The sequence below is a fragment of the Herpetosiphon sp. NSE202 genome (genome assembly GCF_042688385.1).
In the GTDB taxonomy this organism is placed as follows: domain Bacteria; phylum Chloroflexota; class Chloroflexia; order Chloroflexales; family Herpetosiphonaceae; genus Herpetosiphon.
In genome coordinates this window covers 1-15,793 of the sequence record NZ_JBHUPY010000014.1, presented here as the reverse complement: position 1 = coordinate 15,793, position 15,793 = coordinate 1, and the positions used below count along the sequence as shown (strand labels likewise).

Genomic DNA, 15,793 nt, shown 5'->3' with positions numbered 1-15,793 from the left:
ATTGACGGTGACAAAAAGAAAATATTGATGCATGGAATGTGCTGCGGACGCAGCACCCATCAGTTGGAAAGGTGCAATTTTGGCGATAAAAAATCCGCCACTGCATTCGAAGCAGGAAAGCGGAGCATTTCGTCAAATGTGTGATGTTGAGCAAACATCGTTGCTATCAATCGATAGCCCGTGAAGTTTACCACATTCAATCGTTCTTGTCAAACCCTTGCGTGTGGTTGATTCGTTCGGTTTATCGTGTCGTGACTCGTTTTGAAGTCATTTGTTGACAGCCAAAGGATTCTACCGCAGATGGGCAGCGTTGTCAAATGCCACGAACCCGATCTACGAAGGACACGAAGGAACACGAAACAGGGAACCGCGAAACGCGCGAAGAGCACGAAGGGAGCGGAGCTATGGGCTTTAATGATGGGAATTCCAAGCTATTTCCGAAAGCCCATAGCCCGAATTTTCATCCCTCTGTTATATGCTCTTTATTCTTCTACCTTTTGCCTTCCGACTTCTGACTTTATAATAGCTCCGACACAGAGAATTCGTTAGGAGCAACCACAGATGTATATATCCTATATGCAGAAATTAGCAAGTTTTGTGGTCGAAGCGGGTTTGGTTGAGACCGTTGCAGGAGTGGATGAAACCGCGATAAACGAGCTTGAACAACAACGGGGCTATCAATTACCAGCTTGTTATCGGGCTTTTTTAGCAACATTTGGCAAAACCAATACCCGTCGGTGGTTTGATGGCGATGATGCCGCTCTTGATAGGCTCGATGATGCATTTTCAGTAGCTACCTATATGCTCAATGATGGCCCAATCCCTTGGCTAGCAGATCCATTCATCGTGCCATTTACCCAACATCAAGCTTATGTCCTGTATTATTTTTGGCGCAATCAGGGCGACGATCCGGCGTTTTTTTGCACAGTGCTTGGCGATGAACCTCCACCAACTGAACCCAGCCAGCTTGCACCAGCATTCTCAATCTGGCTACGAGAGCGCACTTTTGCTTCAATCAATCCACACAATTGGTATCACACCGCACATATCTCCATGATAATACCGTTGGAACTTTTGAAGAACGCGATAACCTGCTCTCGCAACATTTAGAAGAATATCGTCAGTTTTATGCCTCATTTAGCAAGCAATCCTATCAAGCAGATCGACAAAAGCAGCAGTTGAGTGGTCCATGGGATTTCACAACAGCTTGGGTTACTATCTTTCGTCAAAGCGATCTCTTCCAACGGATGCAACACTTGAACATGCCAATTCCTTTTGCGTGGGCAAAATTAGCATCAGAGGAATAATAAACAAAAACTGAATCCTTTGATGATTAAAAATTGGGCTGCCCTCAATCTAAGAAAAGAGGGCAGCCCAATCAAGTATTTCAACTCAATCAACGATTATGCATGCTCACTCAGCAGGAAAACTGCTAGGACACGGGCATCAACAAGATACAATCCACCCCACAACATCGCACTAAGCATTATTGGAAATACCAGCGCAACGATCGGGTTGCCACCCCGAACATGGCTTGCAATCGCTCCGCCAAAATACCCAGTCAGCAAGATTGTCCCCAAAACTGCTGTGCGTGGGATAATCGCCAATACGGTGTAAACAAGCAACAACACACCAAAACTAATGATTGAGCCACCAAGAATCAAGAAGAACGGAACCACGAAGAACGCGAATGGCACGAAGCAGGGAACCGCGAAACGCGCGAAGAGCACGAAGGGAGCGGGGCTATAGGCTATGGGATTCAATGATGAGAATTCCAAGCTATTTCCGAAAGCCCATAGCCCGAATTTTCATCCTTCATCCTTCATCTACAATTCAACTGGCAATTGCTCGGCCAGCTGAATGCCAGCAAGGCTCAAGGGGCAGCGATAGGCATAAATTTCAACCCCGCGAGTAGCAACCAAAGCCAGGGTTTCAGCAAATGCTGGATCAATCTGGCGGTTGACGGCTACGCGTTGGGCATCGCCGCGCTGCACAATAAAAACCACAGCTGTGCGTCGCCCTTGTTCATGCAATTGGGCCAATTCGAGCAAGTGTCGTCGCCCACGAACGGTCGGCGCATCGGGAAACAACGCCAAGCCATCCGCTGCATCACCAACACTTTTTACCTCAACCAGCCATGGGCAATCGCCACCATAGCGCTTGGCATGGATCGGTGGCGCTGGTGCTAGGCCAAAATCAAAACGGCTGGCTCCATGTTTTACTTCGCGCTCAACATAGCCATATTCAGCAAACGGTGCTAAAGCCCGCGCCCGCAAAGCAGCCTCAACCAAACGATTTGGCAAGCCTGTATCCAACGAAACCAATTCATTGCCCTCATAAACTCCGGCCACTTGATAAGCGGTTTTGCGGCCTTCCGCTGGTTTGTGGCCAAGCACAAGCTGCGCACCTGGCAGAAGTTTGGTCAATAAACGGCCACGATCAGCCATATGTGCCTGCACAATTGAGCCATCGGCTAACGCTGCGACCACCACAAATTGGTTTGGCCGGGCTAAAAAGCTGGCCATCACCAAGGGCGCACCGCCCACCAACGCAATTTGAATCGGATTTGTTTCCACAAGCGCCTTGCAACTATAAAAAATCGTAGCCATTATAGCCTGATCAGGTTCAACCAAAATGCGATAAACGGCGTGGTACAGCGTGGTACAATGGCTTTCGGTCGTTGATTAGGCCAAAAACTGACAAAGGATTGAGGTATGCTGGCTGTTTTGCAGCGTTGGTTTTATATTGTGCGCTCGAAGCTTGTAATGGGAACCCGTCGACTGTATCGTCGCCTTGGCGGCAAGGTTGTGCCACGAGCAAGCCAAATTACTGATCAGCTTTACCTCGGCGGTTTTTTCGATGAGCACGATTGGCACATTTTACACACCCAAGGCGTGCGCGTGACGGTCAATCTGCAAGCAGAACGCCAAGATCGCTTTGGCTCGCTTGGCAACGAGGGCTATTTGTGGCTACCAACCCAAGATCGCCAAGCCCCAACGCCTGAGGCGCTGCAACAAGGCGTGGCCTTTGTGCAACAGGCAACCAAAGCTGGCCACAAAGTGCTCATCCATTGTCACGCTGGCATGAGCCGTTCGGCAACGCTATGTACCGCCGTGCTGATAGCCGAAGGCATGAGCCTCGAAAACGCTTGGAATTTAGTTAAAGAGCGTCGCCCAATTGTTCACTTGCATCCCTGGCAACGCCAAGCATTAGAGCAGTTTGCCCACGATTGGGCACAGCAAGGAGCAACGTCATGAGTTTTGCTGGCAAAACCGCCATCGTTACTGGCGCGTCATCAGGCATTGGTAAATTAATTGCTGAAGGCTTAGCACGCGGCGGAGCTAATGTGGTGCTGGCCGCGCGCTCAGCTGATCAATTAAACGAGCTTGCTGCCGCAATTAATCAAACCGGAGCCAAAGCCCTTGCTGTTGCTACCGATGTCAGCGATGTTGATGCAGTTCAAGCTTTGATCGATCAAGCGGTTGCAACGTTTGGGCGGGTCGATTTGCTGATCAATAATGCTGGCTATGGGGTGTTCGATTCAATTGAGCACATCGATTGGAAACATCTTGAAGGCATGATTACGGTTAATTATTTTGGCGCAATGCATTGTATTCGGGCAGTCTTGCCAGTTATGCGCAAGCAACATAGTGGCCATATTGTGAATGTGGCTTCGGTGGCAGGCTTAGTTTCAACCCACAACATGGGCAGTTATTCGGCCTCAAAACATGCCTTGATGGCAGCCTCGGAAGCATTGCAAATTGAGCTACGTAGCACACCAATCAAATGTTCAATCGTTTGCCCAGCGCCCATCGCTACGCCATTTTTCGAATCAGCCGACTTCAATAAGATGTCGCGCTTTGCGTCGCTTTTTGGCACGCTCAAGCCCCACGATGTAACCGATATTGTCTTACATGTGGCGGCCAACCCCACAACCCAGCGAGTTATTCCGCGAATTTATCATCTCTTTGGGGTAGCCTATCGTATCTTCCCAGCATTCACCCGTTGGCTGGTGAAGCTGGTTGGTTAATTTTGGATATTGAGAATTCGTATGATCACGCTTGAACATGTTGCGCAGCTCGCCAATCGCCGAATCTTGGTGGTTGGCGATGTTGTGCTCGATGAATATTTGTATGGCAAGCCCGAACGGCTCTCGCGCGAGGCCGCAATTCCGGTCTTAGAATTTGAGCAACGGCGGACAATTCCAGGCGGCGCGGCTAATCCTGCGGCCAATATCACAGCGCTTGGCAGCACAGCAGGCATTGTTGCTTTGATTGGAGCCGATCAGGCTGGACAAGAATTAGCCAATGCCTTGCATAAACGCAAAGTTAGCACAACTGGCCTCTTGCGCGATGAGCAACGCCCAACCACCACCAAAACCCGCATTTTGGCCTCAGTACAATTAACCGTCGCCCAGCAAGTAGCGCGGCTCGATAAAGTCGACCGACGGCCTGTCGATCCTGATTTAGAAGATCAGGCGATCGAATTATTGGGCCAATTGATTCCCCAAGTTGATGCTGTGCTCTGCTCAGATTATCGGGTTGGCTGGCTCAGCGAGCGGCTCATTCAACACATCCAGCAATTATGTCAACAATATCAGATTTTATTGACGGTTGATAGCCAAGGCCGCTTTGAACCCTACGCTGGAGCCGATTTTCTCAAGTGTAATTTGGGCGAAGCAGAAGCATGGCTGGGCCAGCAACTCCGCGATGACCAGCAAGTTGAACAGGGCTTGCAACGCTTACGCGATCAACTCAAGTTGGCGGCGGTAGTAATTACCAGAGGTGGCGCGGGCTTTTCGTTGCTCGATCCAGCAGGCATGCATCACATTCCAGCGGTGCCAATTGGCGAGGTATTTGATGCAACTGGTGCTGGCGATACCTTTATTGCGACTGCGACGCTAAGCCTGTGCGCTGGCCATAGTCCATTAATTGCCGCCCAACTTGCCAACACAGCTGCTGCCTTGGTCGTGCGCCGGATCGGCGTGGCCACGGTTAGCCCCAACGAACTCCAAAGCGCATTAATCCAATTTGGTCAAATTGCATGAGGCATCGATGAACTCACCATTTCGCAGTTTAGAAGAATTAGTAACACGCCGCCAGCAGTGGCGCAAACAGGGCTTAACCGTCGTTTTTACCAATGGCGCATTCGATCTTGTCCATGCAGGCCATGTGAGCTATTTGCAAGCAGCGCGCGCACTTGGCGATCTGTTAATTGTGGGATTGAACAGCGATGCCTCGGTGCGCGGCTATAAAGGCCCAACCAGGCCAATTGTGCCCGAATTACAACGCGGAATAGTCTTGGCGGGCTTGCGTTCAGTCGATTATGTCACCTTGTTTGATTCACTCACCGCCGAGCCATTAGTCAGTGCTTTACAACCTGATGTGTACGTTAAAGGCGGCGATTATGCGCATCCCGAACAAGCAAGCAACGGCAAAGAGCTGCCAGAAGCCAAAATCGTCTTAGCCTATGGTGGGCAAGTTGAGCTGATTCAGTATCAAGCAGGCTTATCGACCAGCAACTTGATTGCCAAAATTCGTAGCGAATAAAAACCAATGGCTCAGCATGAATTCATGCTGAGCCATTGAATAGAGTTGGAGATGGTTGATTAAGGTTTATGGCTTACCAATGGATTATAGGTTGTATAGGGTATGGTCGGAGTCCATGCGGCAATATGTCGCCCATCACCAGTCCCACTCTCAAGATAAAAGCCAGCAACATAGACCTGATGGCCAAGCCCAACGATAGCATCGGTAGAGACTCGATACTGGCTAAACTCAGGCCCAAGCCCTTCCCATCGACTACCATTCCAGCGGGCTACATTGCCAGTCTTAACCCCATCAACTGTGTCAAAACTGCCAGTAACATAGATATAACCGCCAATTCGAACCATCGCACGCACCCAAGGAATTGTTGACCCTGTAGCGTAACTCGTAGTAAAGATGCGAGTCGGAGTATTTGCCAGCTCAAAGCGAATTTTTTCCCTAATAAAGCTATAGCGATTAGTGCCCTCGCAAATCGCCATATACGTCCGGCCTCCACTCACCGAAAACGTCCCTGTTGCCGGGGTATATTTGCGTAGCTCTTCGAGCGTAACAACAACATGTTCATTAACCTGCATAGCCTCAACATAGGTGAAATATATTCCATCACCACACTGTTGTAAGTCAGCAATCCCCTCAATTCCAGGCCCATCCTCATGGGTTTGCTTAATCGTCCATGTTGTGCCATTCCAAATCAGCAAGCTACGATTATTATCAATCATATAGATCTCAGTATTGCTGAGCGCGATATATGAATTAAAACTATTGCCTTGCAAAGGAGCTACCGGGGTGACATCAACCCACGCCGATCCGTTGAAGGTTGAAACCAGCCGCTGAGGAACTGTTCCTGAACTGCCATAAATTGTATGCAGCGCATATAGCCGGCCATCACGGCCTGTTTGTAATTTAGTCCAGCTATTGTTCGCTGTGTCAGCTTGAAGCAGCGTCCACTCTTGGGTTAGCGGATTCCATGCCCGCAAGCCAGTAGGCTGAGGGTTCGATCCATCCACCCAAGCGATAATATAGACCCGTTCGTTTGCAACGGCCATACTATTGATTTTCATATCTGGGGTGTTAATTGTCGGATGCCATGTCCCTTCCACGAAGGCAGCTGGCACTGTCGCAACTATCGCCGCAGCAGCACTAGCCTCAGTGTTCAAGGCTAACGCTCCATGGGATCGGGAATCAGGCAGAATGCCCATACTCACAACCAACAACATCATAACGAACTTCAAACCACGCCGCATCTGAATTCCTCCTTAATGACTCATCGACCATCGTAATCAATGCCAATCTGATGCCTGAACCAGTGTGCATTTAAAGCTGAATTCGACCGCATCCAAGCTGTGCACAAGCGTTGCAGACAGCCTTCCGACGATCATCCTCTATTCGCAATCATGTTTAGCTAGCTATGGATTAATGGTCTTTAAGAATAAAGTATCCAACATGCTATACCTATGCATTGATAAGCTAAAAGTACTAAATATTTAATGAGGGTTCATAATTGTTGGCCCGTAAACCCTGAACCCTAGTTCCTGCAGGGATCAAAAAAGGGATTGCTCACATTGATGTGAGCAATCCCCAACAACCAAGTTTTTATACGCAAATGGTTACTGCGATTTAACTGCCGACCAGACATCGGAGAAGGCGGTGGCATTTTGGCCTTTGCGCAGCCAATCGAGCCGCTTGCGATCTTCGGCGCTGGGCTTGATCTTTGGATAAACTGCTTTAAGTTCGTCGCCAATCAATGGCTCAGCTTTGACGTTGGGCGTTAAAGCAGCAGTGAAATCGGCAACTTTGGCAGCAATTTCAGGCCGATTCATAAAATCGATAAAGACTTCGGCGGTATATTGGTTGGGCGTGCCAGCCACAATCGCCATCGTATCTTGCCAAATCACGCCACCCTCTTGCGGAATAACCCACTCGATATTTTCGTTATCGATCATAGCCAAGCCAGTGTAGAGATTCCACGATTGAGCCAAAACGACCTCGCCAGAGGCCAAATCTTGATACACATTATCGCTGTTGTATTTGGCTAACAACGGTTTTTGCTCAAGCAAAACTTTTTTGGCAGCTTCGAGATCAGCAGGCTCGCTGGAGTTGCGATCTTTGCCTAAGAACAGCATCGCCGCGCCAATTACTTCGCGCTCGTCGTTCAGCATACTCACGCGGCCTTTGTAGGCGCTCAGCTGAGCAGGATCAAACAAAATTGACCAGCTGGTTGGGGCTGGCGAAACTGCGGTTTTATCGTAGGCAATGCCCGTGGTTCCCCACAAGTAGGGCACGGAAAATTCGTTGTTTGGGTCGTAATACAAGCCCATATTAGCAGGATCGATGTTGGCAACATTTGGAATATTGGCCAGATTGATTTTGGCCAAATAATTGCCCTCGGCCAACAAAGCCACCATATAATCTGAAGGCTGAACAATATCGTAGCCCGAATTGCCAGCCCGAATTTTGGCGGCCATTTCTTCGTTCGACGAATAGGTATCAACCGTGACTTTTACGCCAAATTCGCTTTCGAAAAGTTGTGGCACATCTTCGGGAATGTACTCGCCCCAAGCGTAGATGCGCAGCGTTTCGCTCAGCTTACTGCGATCAACCGAGCCAGAATTACCCCCAGTTGCCGTGCCAGCTGGCGTAGTTGGCGGCGTGGTGGTTGGGGTTGCTTCGCCGCAGGCCACCAACAAACTGAGCACCATGAGCAACAGCCCAAAGCGGTTTAGTTTCATCAATCAAACTCCTTACAACACACAAAACAGATTATTAGGCTTGGCGGCGACGTTGCATCCACAACGAAGTCAGCACCAAGATCGTTGAACCAAGCAGCATCAAGCTTGAGATGGCATTAATCTCAGGCGAAATCGATTTTTTGATTCGCCCGTAAACTTCGGTGGTCAAGGTGTTGACCCCTGGGCCACGGGTGAAAAAGGTTACCACAAAATCATCAAGCGAAAGCGTGAATGACAGCAACGCACCGCCCAAAACCCCAGGCCCAATCAAGGGAAACTTGATTTTCCAAAAGGTTTGCCATGGCGTTGCGCCCAAATCGGCAGCGGCTTCTTCCAAGCGGCGGTCAAAATTGGCCAAACTTGTGCCAACCACAACCGTCACAAACGAAATATTAAACGCCACGTGCGAGATGATTACTGTCCACAAGCCCATCGCCAAATTCAAACCCAACAAGGCTTGGAATTGGCGAAAAGCCAAGGTGAAAAAGCCCAACAGCGAGACAGCCATCACCACATCAGGAATAATGACTGGCAAATATAGCCCCGTATCAAAGGCTTTGCGCCCGCGCCAGCCACGTTTTTCCAAGGCCAAGGCCGCCAAGGTGCCAATTGTCGTTGCAATCACCGTCGATAAACCAGCAATTTTGAGGCTTGTCCAGAGCGCATCGCCCAAACGGGCATCGGCGAATAGCTCGTTGTACCATTGCAGGGTGAAGCCTTGCCATTGCGCCCCAACTTTGGCCGCATTGAACGAGAACAACACCAACACAATAATCGGCACATACAAGAAGGTGTAGACGAAAATCGCATTCAGCGTTAGCGCCCATGTACCCCAAGGCATGTGCCGTTTAGCCACCGGACGCGAACGCCCGTGCTTGGTTTCAATGCGCTTATCAGCCAGGATTTTCGCCATCATTCACCTCCCGTGTTGCTTTGAAATAAAGCAAGATTGCGCCCAAGAGCAGCAGCATAAAGATCATCGAAATTGCCGAGCCATAGGCCCAATTCGAGGCCGAGCCAAATTGCAAACTCAAGCTGTTGCCCACCATGTTGACACTCGTGCCGCCCAAAATATCCGAAACCGCAAAAGTTCCGACGGTTGGCACAAAGACCAAAATTGAGCCAGCAGTGATGCCTGGCAAGGTTTGCGGCAACAGCACGCGCCAAAAAGTTTGGAAGCGGCCAGCGCCCAAATCGCGCGCCGCCTCAAGCTGCACCCAATCGAAGCGTTCAAGCGCTGCGTACAAAGGCAAAATCATATACGGCAATTCGCCATAGATCAGCGCCATAATCACCGCACTTGGGTTATTAATCATCTGCAACGGGCCAAGATCAAATTGATCTAGAAAGCGATTGACCACACCATTATTGCCAAGCAGCACTTTCCAAGCGTAAATCCGCACCAGAAAGTTAGTCCAAAACGGAATCATCACCGCCAGCACCAGCAAACCACGGCGTTTGGGGCTGCGCGTCGCCATAAAAAAGGCAAGCGGATAACTGACTACCAACGTGATCGCCGTCACCACCAGCGCAATCCAGGTCGAAAGCCAGAGCGTGCGCCAAAACGCGCCATCGGCAAACAGCTTTTGATAATTGGCCAGCGACCAGTTCCACAATACCGTGCCATCGTTGGCGCGGCCTTGGAATGAATAAATGAGAATGAGCACCAAGGGAGCCAAAAAGAAGAAGCCCAACCAGATTAAGGCAGGCGAGGCTTGCAGCCAGGCACGACGTTGCTCAGTTCGCGCATTATACATAGTTCCCCCATGGATGTTGCTTGTTTGCACAACCCAACAAACCTGAGCAGAGTACGATTAACGTTCGAGTATTAGGCTATTTTGGGTGGCCCATGTAACATAAACAGGGTCGCCAGCGGTATAGTATTGGTTTGGGTCAAGCGTCGAAACGGTGTTTGCTTCCCAAACATCAAACGGCGAGCCATCAGGCAAACGCACAATAATCCGAGTATCAGAGCCAATATACGCAACGCGCTCAACAATTGCAGCAAAAACGTTTGTACCTTGGGGCTGTTGGCCTTCAACCAAACGGACTTTCTCAGGCCGGACGGCCAGCACCGCATGATCCCCAGCAGCAACCGGAAACATGCCCGTACCCACAACTCGCACGCCGCCCGTCGTCTCAAGGGTTACGGCACCGTTTTCAACCGTTACCACCGTACCATCAATAAAATTGCATTCGCCAATAAAATCGGCGACAAAACGCGTTTTGGGGCGCTCGTAGATTTCGGTTGGCTGGCCAACTTGTAGCACTTTACCCAATTCCATCACCGCAATCCGGTCGCTCATAGTCAAGGCTTCTTCTTGATCGTGGGTCACGAAGATAAAGGTAATGCCCAAGCGCTGCTGAATGCTTTTGAGTTCCAATTGCATTTCTTTGCGCAATTTCAGGTCAAGCGCTGCCAATGGTTCGTCAAGCAACAACACTTCTGGCTCGTTGATCAAGGCGCGGGCTAAGGCAACCCGTTGCTGCTGACCACCAGAAAGTTGCTTGGGGCGGCGATCGCCAAAGGCATGCAGCTGCACCATATCGAGCGCTTGTTTCACGCGGGTAGCAACATCAGCCTTGTTGATCTTTTTCATATGCAGGCCAAAGGCCACGTTTTCAGCCACCGACATATGGGGAAAGAGCGCATAGCTCTGAAAAACAGTATTCACATCGCGCCGATTGGCAGGCGTTTGGCCCATCAACTCGCCTTCGATGTAGATATCGCCACTACTGGGGTTTTCAAAGCCAGCGATCATGCGGAGTAGCGTGGTTTTACCACAGCCAGAGGGGCCAAGTAGGGAAAAAAATTCACCGTCCGCGATTTTTAAAGAAACATCACGAACGGCTGTGCTGCCGCGAAATTCTTTGGTTACGTGGTCAAGTTCCACCGCCCAAGTGGGTGTGTTCATTGCAGTGCGTGCCTCCTTAGTGCGCGAACCAACCCTCCTGAATCATGCAAGATGCATACCATTTGGATGCTGAATTATACACTGTTTTTACAGTATTCTAGATCTAGGGTAAGCGGCAAAAGTCAGAAGTCAGAAGTCAAAAATCAGAAGGCAAAAATTGAAACCGCGAAGAACACGAAGGAACACGAAGGACATTTTAGCCACAGATTGCCACAGATTGATTTGATTATTATTCCGATAGCCCAAAGCCGATAGCTAAAAGGTAAAAATTGAAACCGCGAAGACCGCGAAGGTTGTTTTTTTCGCCACGAATTCCACGAATTGCACGAACAATATGCCGATAGCCCATAGCCTATAGCCTCGTATCTCTTGTTGTTTTCTGCCTTTTGACTTTTGATTTTCAACTTCATCCCTCATCCTTTTCTATGTTCTATGTTCTATGTTCTATGTTCTATGCTCTTATTTTGACTTCATCCCTCATCCTTCATCCTTCATACTTTTAAAGAATGCTTTGCACAATATCGTAGCCATAGCGCAAAATCACCCCAACCACGACGACGAGAAAGATCACCCGCACAAACTGACTGCCTTTGGCCAGCGCCATGCGCGAGCCAATAATTCCGCCGACAATATTGCAAACCGCCATTGGCAGCGCCAAGTGCCAGATAATTTGACCAGCGCTAAGAAATTGGACCAAAGCCGCAACATTGGTGGTTACATTAATAATTTTGGTCGAGGCTGAGGCTTGGAGAAAATCGAAGCCTAAAATGCCCACGAAGGCAAACATCAACAAACTGCCAGTGCCCGGCCCAAAAATCCCATCGTAGAAGCCAATCATGCCGCAAAAGCCTAAAACATAGGGCATTGGCCGCGCCGAGGCTTTGGTTGTGCGGGCAGCGCTGCCAAAATCCTTGCGTTTAAAGGTATATATTGCCATCGCAATGATCAGCAGCAGCATAATTGGTCGAAATAGCTCTGGCCGAATTAAGCTAACGGCTCGCGCCCCAAGCCACGAGCACAACGCCGCGCTCAGCATACCCGGCCCGATAATCCGCCAATTGACCTTCACCCGCCGATTGTAATTGACCGCCGCCGTGGCGGTGCCGGTTACTGCTGCAAATTTATTGGTTCCCAACACGAGTGCAGGTGCAACATCTTTTTGCAAAATCAACAAGGGCGGTAATTGAATCAAGCCGCCGCCACCAGCCACCGCATCAATAAACCCTGCCAACAAGGCAAAAGCACAAAGAATTATTAAACTCATGGCGCTGGGTTTCCTGTTTGCACAAATTCAGCTTGCAGATCAAGCCCGACTGCTGCACCAACCTCGTGCCACAGGTTTGGCACTGGCGCGGTGAGTTCAAGCGTTGAGCCATAACGCGGATGGGGAAATTGCAGCCATGCAGCGTGTAATAATTGCTCTTTCACGATTAAATTGCCAAGCTGAGTTATGCCGCCATAGCGTTGATCGCCAACCAATGGATGGCCAACATGCAGCGCATGCAGGCGAATTTGATGAGTGCGCCCAGTGTGCAAACGGGCGGCCAATAAAGCTGCTTGTGTGCCTTTCGCCCGCACTGTAAAACTGGTATGCGCCCGCCGCACCCGCCGATCCTTCGGGCCATACAATTGATCAATCATCGCCTCAGGATAGACCGACCACAAGCCATGTTCTCCACGCGAATGGCCAGTTACAACCTCTAAGTCGTTCCAAGTTGGCACGCCGCTGGCCAGCGCAAGGTAGGTTTTTTCAACTCGACCTTCATTAAACATGCGCTGAAACCGGCTGTTGAGGATTGGATTTTTCGAGACGATCAACGCGCCAGAAGTGCCATGATCAAGCCGATGGACGAGATGAAATGGCACAGCCTCGCCATCGCGCTGGAGGAAAAAGCGTGCCAATGCCCCTTCAAGATGGCCAAACGTATCCCATGGCGTGGCCACGCTATACCAAGCAGCGGGCTTATTCAGCACCAAAATCCATTCATCCTCAAACATTATTTCTGCTGGAGTAATAATGGGGTTGGCATATAAGCCCGCTGGCGGCGTATGCACCACCAATTCACCTGCTGGCGGCGCTTCGGCCAAAGGATCATTAACACGCACACTGTTGATCCAAATTGCGCCGCGCACCATCAGGGTTTGGGCCAAGGTAGCGGAAAGCTGCAAACGCTCAATTAACAGTTGCCACAATGGTAGCCCTGCGGTTGATGGTTCGAGGGTTAATTTAACAGGGTACTGTGCGGCTAAATCGCACAGTACCCGCTGATCAAGCGCCGACAATTCGGCTAATGGGTCGAACACAATCTATCCGTTCTATTTGTTGAACAGCACCAATGGAGTGTAGAGGGTATAGGCGCTGTCGTCGGTTGCAAACCGCAAGAGCGTGATTGAGTAAGCGGGCAGCGTGACGGTTGTGGTTTCGCCCACATCAGTCAATTCGATCGTCTGCGCATTACTAAAATCATCGTTCACATTGGTCTGACCATTATACGTGATTGTGGTCGCATCGAGGCTCGCAGCTTGGGCAACATCAATCGAGCCAGAAAGCGCGGGAACTACTGAACCATTGGTGCGAAGTTGCACATTGGTGGTCGTAGCTTGTCCAGTTTTGTTAATCGCCATCAGTGAGATAGTATGCCCATCGCTGCCAGCATAGAAGCTAATTTGGGTTGCTGCATCAGCATCGCTCGTATATTCAAGCAAGCGATTGCCGAAAAACTGCCACAAGTGGAAGGCATAATATTGTGGGCTGCGGGTGTAGCTTGGCACATCGCCAATCAAGCCATAATCGGTGCCATTGGTCTGGACGTTGCCATTCAACAGCCAATGATTAGCCGCCAACACATCGCCTTGAATAATTTGACCAGTCGTATCGGCAATAAACAACATATTCAGCGCTTTGGTCATCATCGCTTGCGGATCGTAGGGCCAGCCAGCGCTCAAATTGTATTCGCCAACCATAATTGGAATCTCGCGGCCTTCAGCAAAATCGGCAATTGCTTGGCGCGTGCTGGCAAAAACTTCGGGCCATTGCTTCTGCGGGCGCGAAAGCATTAAATAGCGACCCAAGGCATCGTTGTTTGGCACATCAACAAATGAATAGGGGTGAATCGCGATGTAATCAATGATGTCGCCGCCCTCGGTCAGCACCTTAGTCGTCCAATTATTGAATTCGGTTGGGTTGGCCAATGCAGTAACGCCAACCATAATTGTTGGATCGACGACCTTCATCGCAGCCCGAACGTCGATATAGCCTTCGTGGCGCTCAGGGGTTGTCACACCGTTGATATATTCAGCGCCATCACAGGTCCAGCCAACTTCCCAGCCTGCAACACACGATCCATAGGTTTCGTTGCCAAAATCCCAATATTTGATGCCGACTGGAGCAGGGTTGCCATGGCTGGCTCGCAGTTGCGCCCAATAGCCAACCGTGCGCCAATCCACGCCTTTGCGATCGGTTCCAAGCGCTCGTTGATCGTTGACTTCACCGTTGAAGAAAGCTACTAAGGCAGCAGCTTCGCCCGAGGTGACGTTGGTATTGATCGTCCAAATTGCGTCGCGACCAGTTGCGTTCAAAAATTCAATAAAATCGGTTGGGGTCATGGCCCATTCATAATTACATGGCCATGCATTGGCAATCGTGTTGCCAGCCCCCAATTCGCAGTTGATTGCGCCATGATCTTGGCTCATCGAGCCGCCGGGCAAGCGAATCGTCATGTTGCCCAAAGCACCACTGCGCGCAAGAAAGGTTGGATTAGCCGCAGCTTCCACGCCCCACATGCCGTAGTTGGTGCCTAATGCGTTACGCGCATTAAAATCAAGCACTGTTTGATCGGTATCAATCGTCACATTAACGGTGCCTGGAGGCGCAAAATCAACCACATTCAGCGTAATATCATCGAGATAGAAGGTTGGTTGGGCTACGCCCGTGGATTCTTGCAGATTGATTCGCGAAACGGCGCTGGGATTGCCCAACTGAGCCATGGTCAATTGCACTTGAGTCCATTGGCCAGCAGGCGCATTAATCAGCACTGGCGTGACAATATTGCCACCATCGGTAGTGGTAACGCCAGCATTAAATTGGGTGCCACCAGTGCCGCCATACACCCAAAAACTAATCCCAGTCAAGGCCTCAGCTGGAATTAACCCAGGCGAGTGCAACGAAAAACCGCCCCACGCTTCAAAGGTCACAGCTGTTGATTTCGTGCCAGTATGCGCTTGGGCTGTGCTATCAAACGCTACCGCTGTACTCCACGACCAATTCTGCCAACCGGTTGCCAAGGCTTCATCAAACACAATTGAAGTTCCAGTTGGAACTGCGGTATGTGCCCGCGTTGAACCAAGCCATGCGACACCCAACACCATCAGCAGCGAAAGTTGAACCAAACGTCGCATCCATTGCCTCCTGATCATCATTGAACATAAATCGATTATAGTAAAAAAATCTAAAGAATATACTTAAAAAATTTAGTAATTATTCACTAAAAGGAGGGACAAGGGGTCAGAGATCGGTGATCAGGGGTTGGGGATCGGCGAAGGTCTTAAGATCCCCTCACCCCAACCCCTCTCCCACGCGGCGGGCGAGGGGCTTTTGGTTGTG

General features: G+C 50.0%; 15 protein-coding genes. 5 read left to right on the top strand and 10 right to left on the bottom strand.

Annotation, left to right across the window (positions count from 1 at the left end):
- The first annotated feature begins 561 nt into the window (after positions 1–561).
- Positions 562–1,110 (top strand): SMI1/KNR4 family protein, encoded by a 549-nt coding sequence (locus ACFMKP_RS18020; protein ID WP_382293776.1) that lies wholly within the window; start codon positions 562–564, stop codon positions 1,108–1,110.
- Positions 1,111–1,403: 293 nt separating this feature from the next.
- On the opposite strand, the gene ACFMKP_RS18015 is transcribed toward ACFMKP_RS18020, so the two are convergent.
- Both ACFMKP_RS18015 and sfsA read right to left on the bottom strand, forming a co-directional pair.
- Positions 1,404–1,697 carry a DoxX family protein gene (locus ACFMKP_RS18015; RefSeq protein ID WP_382293774.1) on the bottom strand — a complete coding sequence of 98 codons (294 nt, stop codon included), beginning with the start codon at positions 1,695–1,697 and terminating at the stop codon, positions 1,404–1,406.
- A 129-nt stretch (positions 1,698–1,826) separates the two neighbouring features.
- Positions 1,827–2,576, bottom strand: coding sequence for a DNA/RNA nuclease SfsA (sfsA, locus tag ACFMKP_RS18010; RefSeq protein WP_382293772.1), 750 nt, complete (start codon positions 2,574–2,576; stop codon positions 1,827–1,829).
- Between the two features lie 138 nt (positions 2,577–2,714).
- Between sfsA and ACFMKP_RS18005 the strand changes: the two genes are divergently transcribed.
- From ACFMKP_RS18005 to rfaE2, 4 genes are read left to right on the top strand one after another with little or no spacing between them, the layout of a single operon-like run.
- Entirely contained in the window at positions 2,715–3,257 is a 543-nt protein-coding gene (locus tag ACFMKP_RS18005) for a dual specificity protein phosphatase family protein (RefSeq protein ID WP_382293770.1), read from the top strand.
- Complete coding sequence (locus ACFMKP_RS18000; protein WP_382293768.1) at positions 3,254–4,030, top strand: SDR family NAD(P)-dependent oxidoreductase; 777 nt, start codon at positions 3,254–3,256, stop codon at positions 4,028–4,030. Before ACFMKP_RS18005 ends, ACFMKP_RS18000 begins: the two co-directional genes overlap by 4 nt.
- 21 nt (positions 4,031–4,051) lie before the next feature.
- Positions 4,052–5,047 carry a bifunctional heptose 7-phosphate kinase/heptose 1-phosphate adenyltransferase gene (locus ACFMKP_RS17995; protein WP_382293766.1) on the top strand — a complete coding sequence of 332 codons (996 nt, stop codon included), beginning with the start codon at positions 4,052–4,054 and terminating at the stop codon, positions 5,045–5,047.
- A 7-nt stretch (positions 5,048–5,054) separates the two neighbouring features.
- Positions 5,055–5,549: a D-glycero-beta-D-manno-heptose 1-phosphate adenylyltransferase gene (gene rfaE2, locus ACFMKP_RS17990; RefSeq protein WP_054534338.1), complete on the top strand. Its 495-nt coding sequence runs from the start codon at positions 5,055–5,057 to the stop codon at positions 5,547–5,549.
- A 59-nt stretch (positions 5,550–5,608) separates the two neighbouring features.
- Here rfaE2 and ACFMKP_RS17985 read toward each other — a convergent pair whose 3' ends face one another.
- The 8 genes from ACFMKP_RS17985 to ACFMKP_RS17950 all read right to left on the bottom strand — a co-directional run bounded on the left by ACFMKP_RS17985 (position 5,609) and on the right by ACFMKP_RS17950 (position 15,588).
- Positions 5,609–6,790, bottom strand: coding sequence for a hypothetical protein (locus tag ACFMKP_RS17985; RefSeq protein ID WP_382293764.1), 1,182 nt, complete (start codon positions 6,788–6,790; stop codon positions 5,609–5,611).
- A 363-nt stretch (positions 6,791–7,153) separates the two neighbouring features.
- Positions 7,154–8,275, bottom strand: coding sequence for a spermidine/putrescine ABC transporter substrate-binding protein (locus ACFMKP_RS17980; protein ID WP_382293762.1), 1,122 nt, complete (start codon positions 8,273–8,275; stop codon positions 7,154–7,156).
- Positions 8,276–8,309: 34 nt separating this feature from the next.
- Positions 8,310–9,191: an ABC transporter permease gene (locus tag ACFMKP_RS17975; protein ID WP_204754102.1), complete on the bottom strand. Its 882-nt coding sequence runs from the start codon at positions 9,189–9,191 to the stop codon at positions 8,310–8,312.
- Positions 9,169–10,032 (bottom strand): ABC transporter permease, encoded by an 864-nt coding sequence (locus tag ACFMKP_RS17970; protein WP_382293760.1) that lies wholly within the window; start codon positions 10,030–10,032, stop codon positions 9,169–9,171. The genes ACFMKP_RS17975 and ACFMKP_RS17970 overlap by 23 nt, the downstream gene beginning before the upstream one ends.
- A gap of 57 nt (positions 10,033–10,089) precedes the next feature.
- Positions 10,090–11,190 (bottom strand): ABC transporter ATP-binding protein, encoded by a 1,101-nt coding sequence (locus ACFMKP_RS17965; RefSeq protein ID WP_382293758.1) that lies wholly within the window; start codon positions 11,188–11,190, stop codon positions 10,090–10,092.
- A 499-nt stretch (positions 11,191–11,689) separates the two neighbouring features.
- The gene (locus ACFMKP_RS17960) at positions 11,690–12,454 is read right to left on the bottom strand and encodes a sulfite exporter TauE/SafE family protein (RefSeq protein WP_382293756.1); all 765 of its coding nucleotides are present in this window, start codon (positions 12,452–12,454) and stop codon (positions 11,690–11,692) included.
- Positions 12,451–13,494 carry an RluA family pseudouridine synthase gene (locus ACFMKP_RS17955; protein WP_382293754.1) on the bottom strand — a complete coding sequence of 348 codons (1,044 nt, stop codon included), beginning with the start codon at positions 13,492–13,494 and terminating at the stop codon, positions 12,451–12,453. The genes ACFMKP_RS17960 and ACFMKP_RS17955 overlap by 4 nt, the downstream gene beginning before the upstream one ends.
- Before the next feature lie 12 nt (positions 13,495–13,506).
- Positions 13,507–15,588: an alpha-L-arabinofuranosidase gene (locus ACFMKP_RS17950; RefSeq protein ID WP_382293752.1), complete on the bottom strand. Its 2,082-nt coding sequence runs from the start codon at positions 15,586–15,588 to the stop codon at positions 13,507–13,509.
- Between the last annotated feature and the right edge of the window lie 205 nt (positions 15,589–15,793).

Excerpts from the sequence above, each read along its gene's own strand:
- ACFMKP_RS18020 (WP_382293776.1), top strand. The coding sequence starts at position 562 with ATGTATATATCCTATATGCAGAAATTAGCAAGTTTTGTGGTCGAAGCG.
- ACFMKP_RS18005 (WP_382293770.1), top strand. The coding sequence starts at position 2,715 with ATGCTGGCTGTTTTGCAGCGTTGGTTTTATATTGTGCGCTCGAAGCTT.
- ACFMKP_RS18000 (WP_382293768.1), top strand. The coding sequence starts at position 3,254 with ATGAGTTTTGCTGGCAAAACCGCCATCGTTACTGGCGCGTCATCAGGC.
- ACFMKP_RS17995 (WP_382293766.1), top strand. The coding sequence starts at position 4,052 with ATGATCACGCTTGAACATGTTGCGCAGCTCGCCAATCGCCGAATCTTG.
- rfaE2 (WP_054534338.1), top strand. The coding sequence starts at position 5,055 with ATGAACTCACCATTTCGCAGTTTAGAAGAATTAGTAACACGCCGCCAG.
- ACFMKP_RS17985 (WP_382293764.1), bottom strand. The coding sequence starts at position 6,790 with ATGCGGCGTGGTTTGAAGTTCGTTATGATGTTGTTGGTTGTGAGTATG.
- ACFMKP_RS17980 (WP_382293762.1), bottom strand. The coding sequence starts at position 8,275 with ATGAAACTAAACCGCTTTGGGCTGTTGCTCATGGTGCTCAGTTTGTTG.
- ACFMKP_RS17975 (WP_204754102.1), bottom strand. The coding sequence starts at position 9,191 with ATGATGGCGAAAATCCTGGCTGATAAGCGCATTGAAACCAAGCACGGG.
- ACFMKP_RS17970 (WP_382293760.1), bottom strand. The coding sequence starts at position 10,032 with ATGTATAATGCGCGAACTGAGCAACGTCGTGCCTGGCTGCAAGCCTCG.
- ACFMKP_RS17965 (WP_382293758.1), bottom strand. The coding sequence starts at position 11,190 with ATGAACACACCCACTTGGGCGGTGGAACTTGACCACGTAACCAAAGAA.
- ACFMKP_RS17960 (WP_382293756.1), bottom strand. The coding sequence starts at position 12,454 with ATGAGTTTAATAATTCTTTGTGCTTTTGCCTTGTTGGCAGGGTTTATT.
- ACFMKP_RS17950 (WP_382293752.1), bottom strand. The coding sequence starts at position 15,588 with ATGCGACGTTTGGTTCAACTTTCGCTGCTGATGGTGTTGGGTGTCGCA.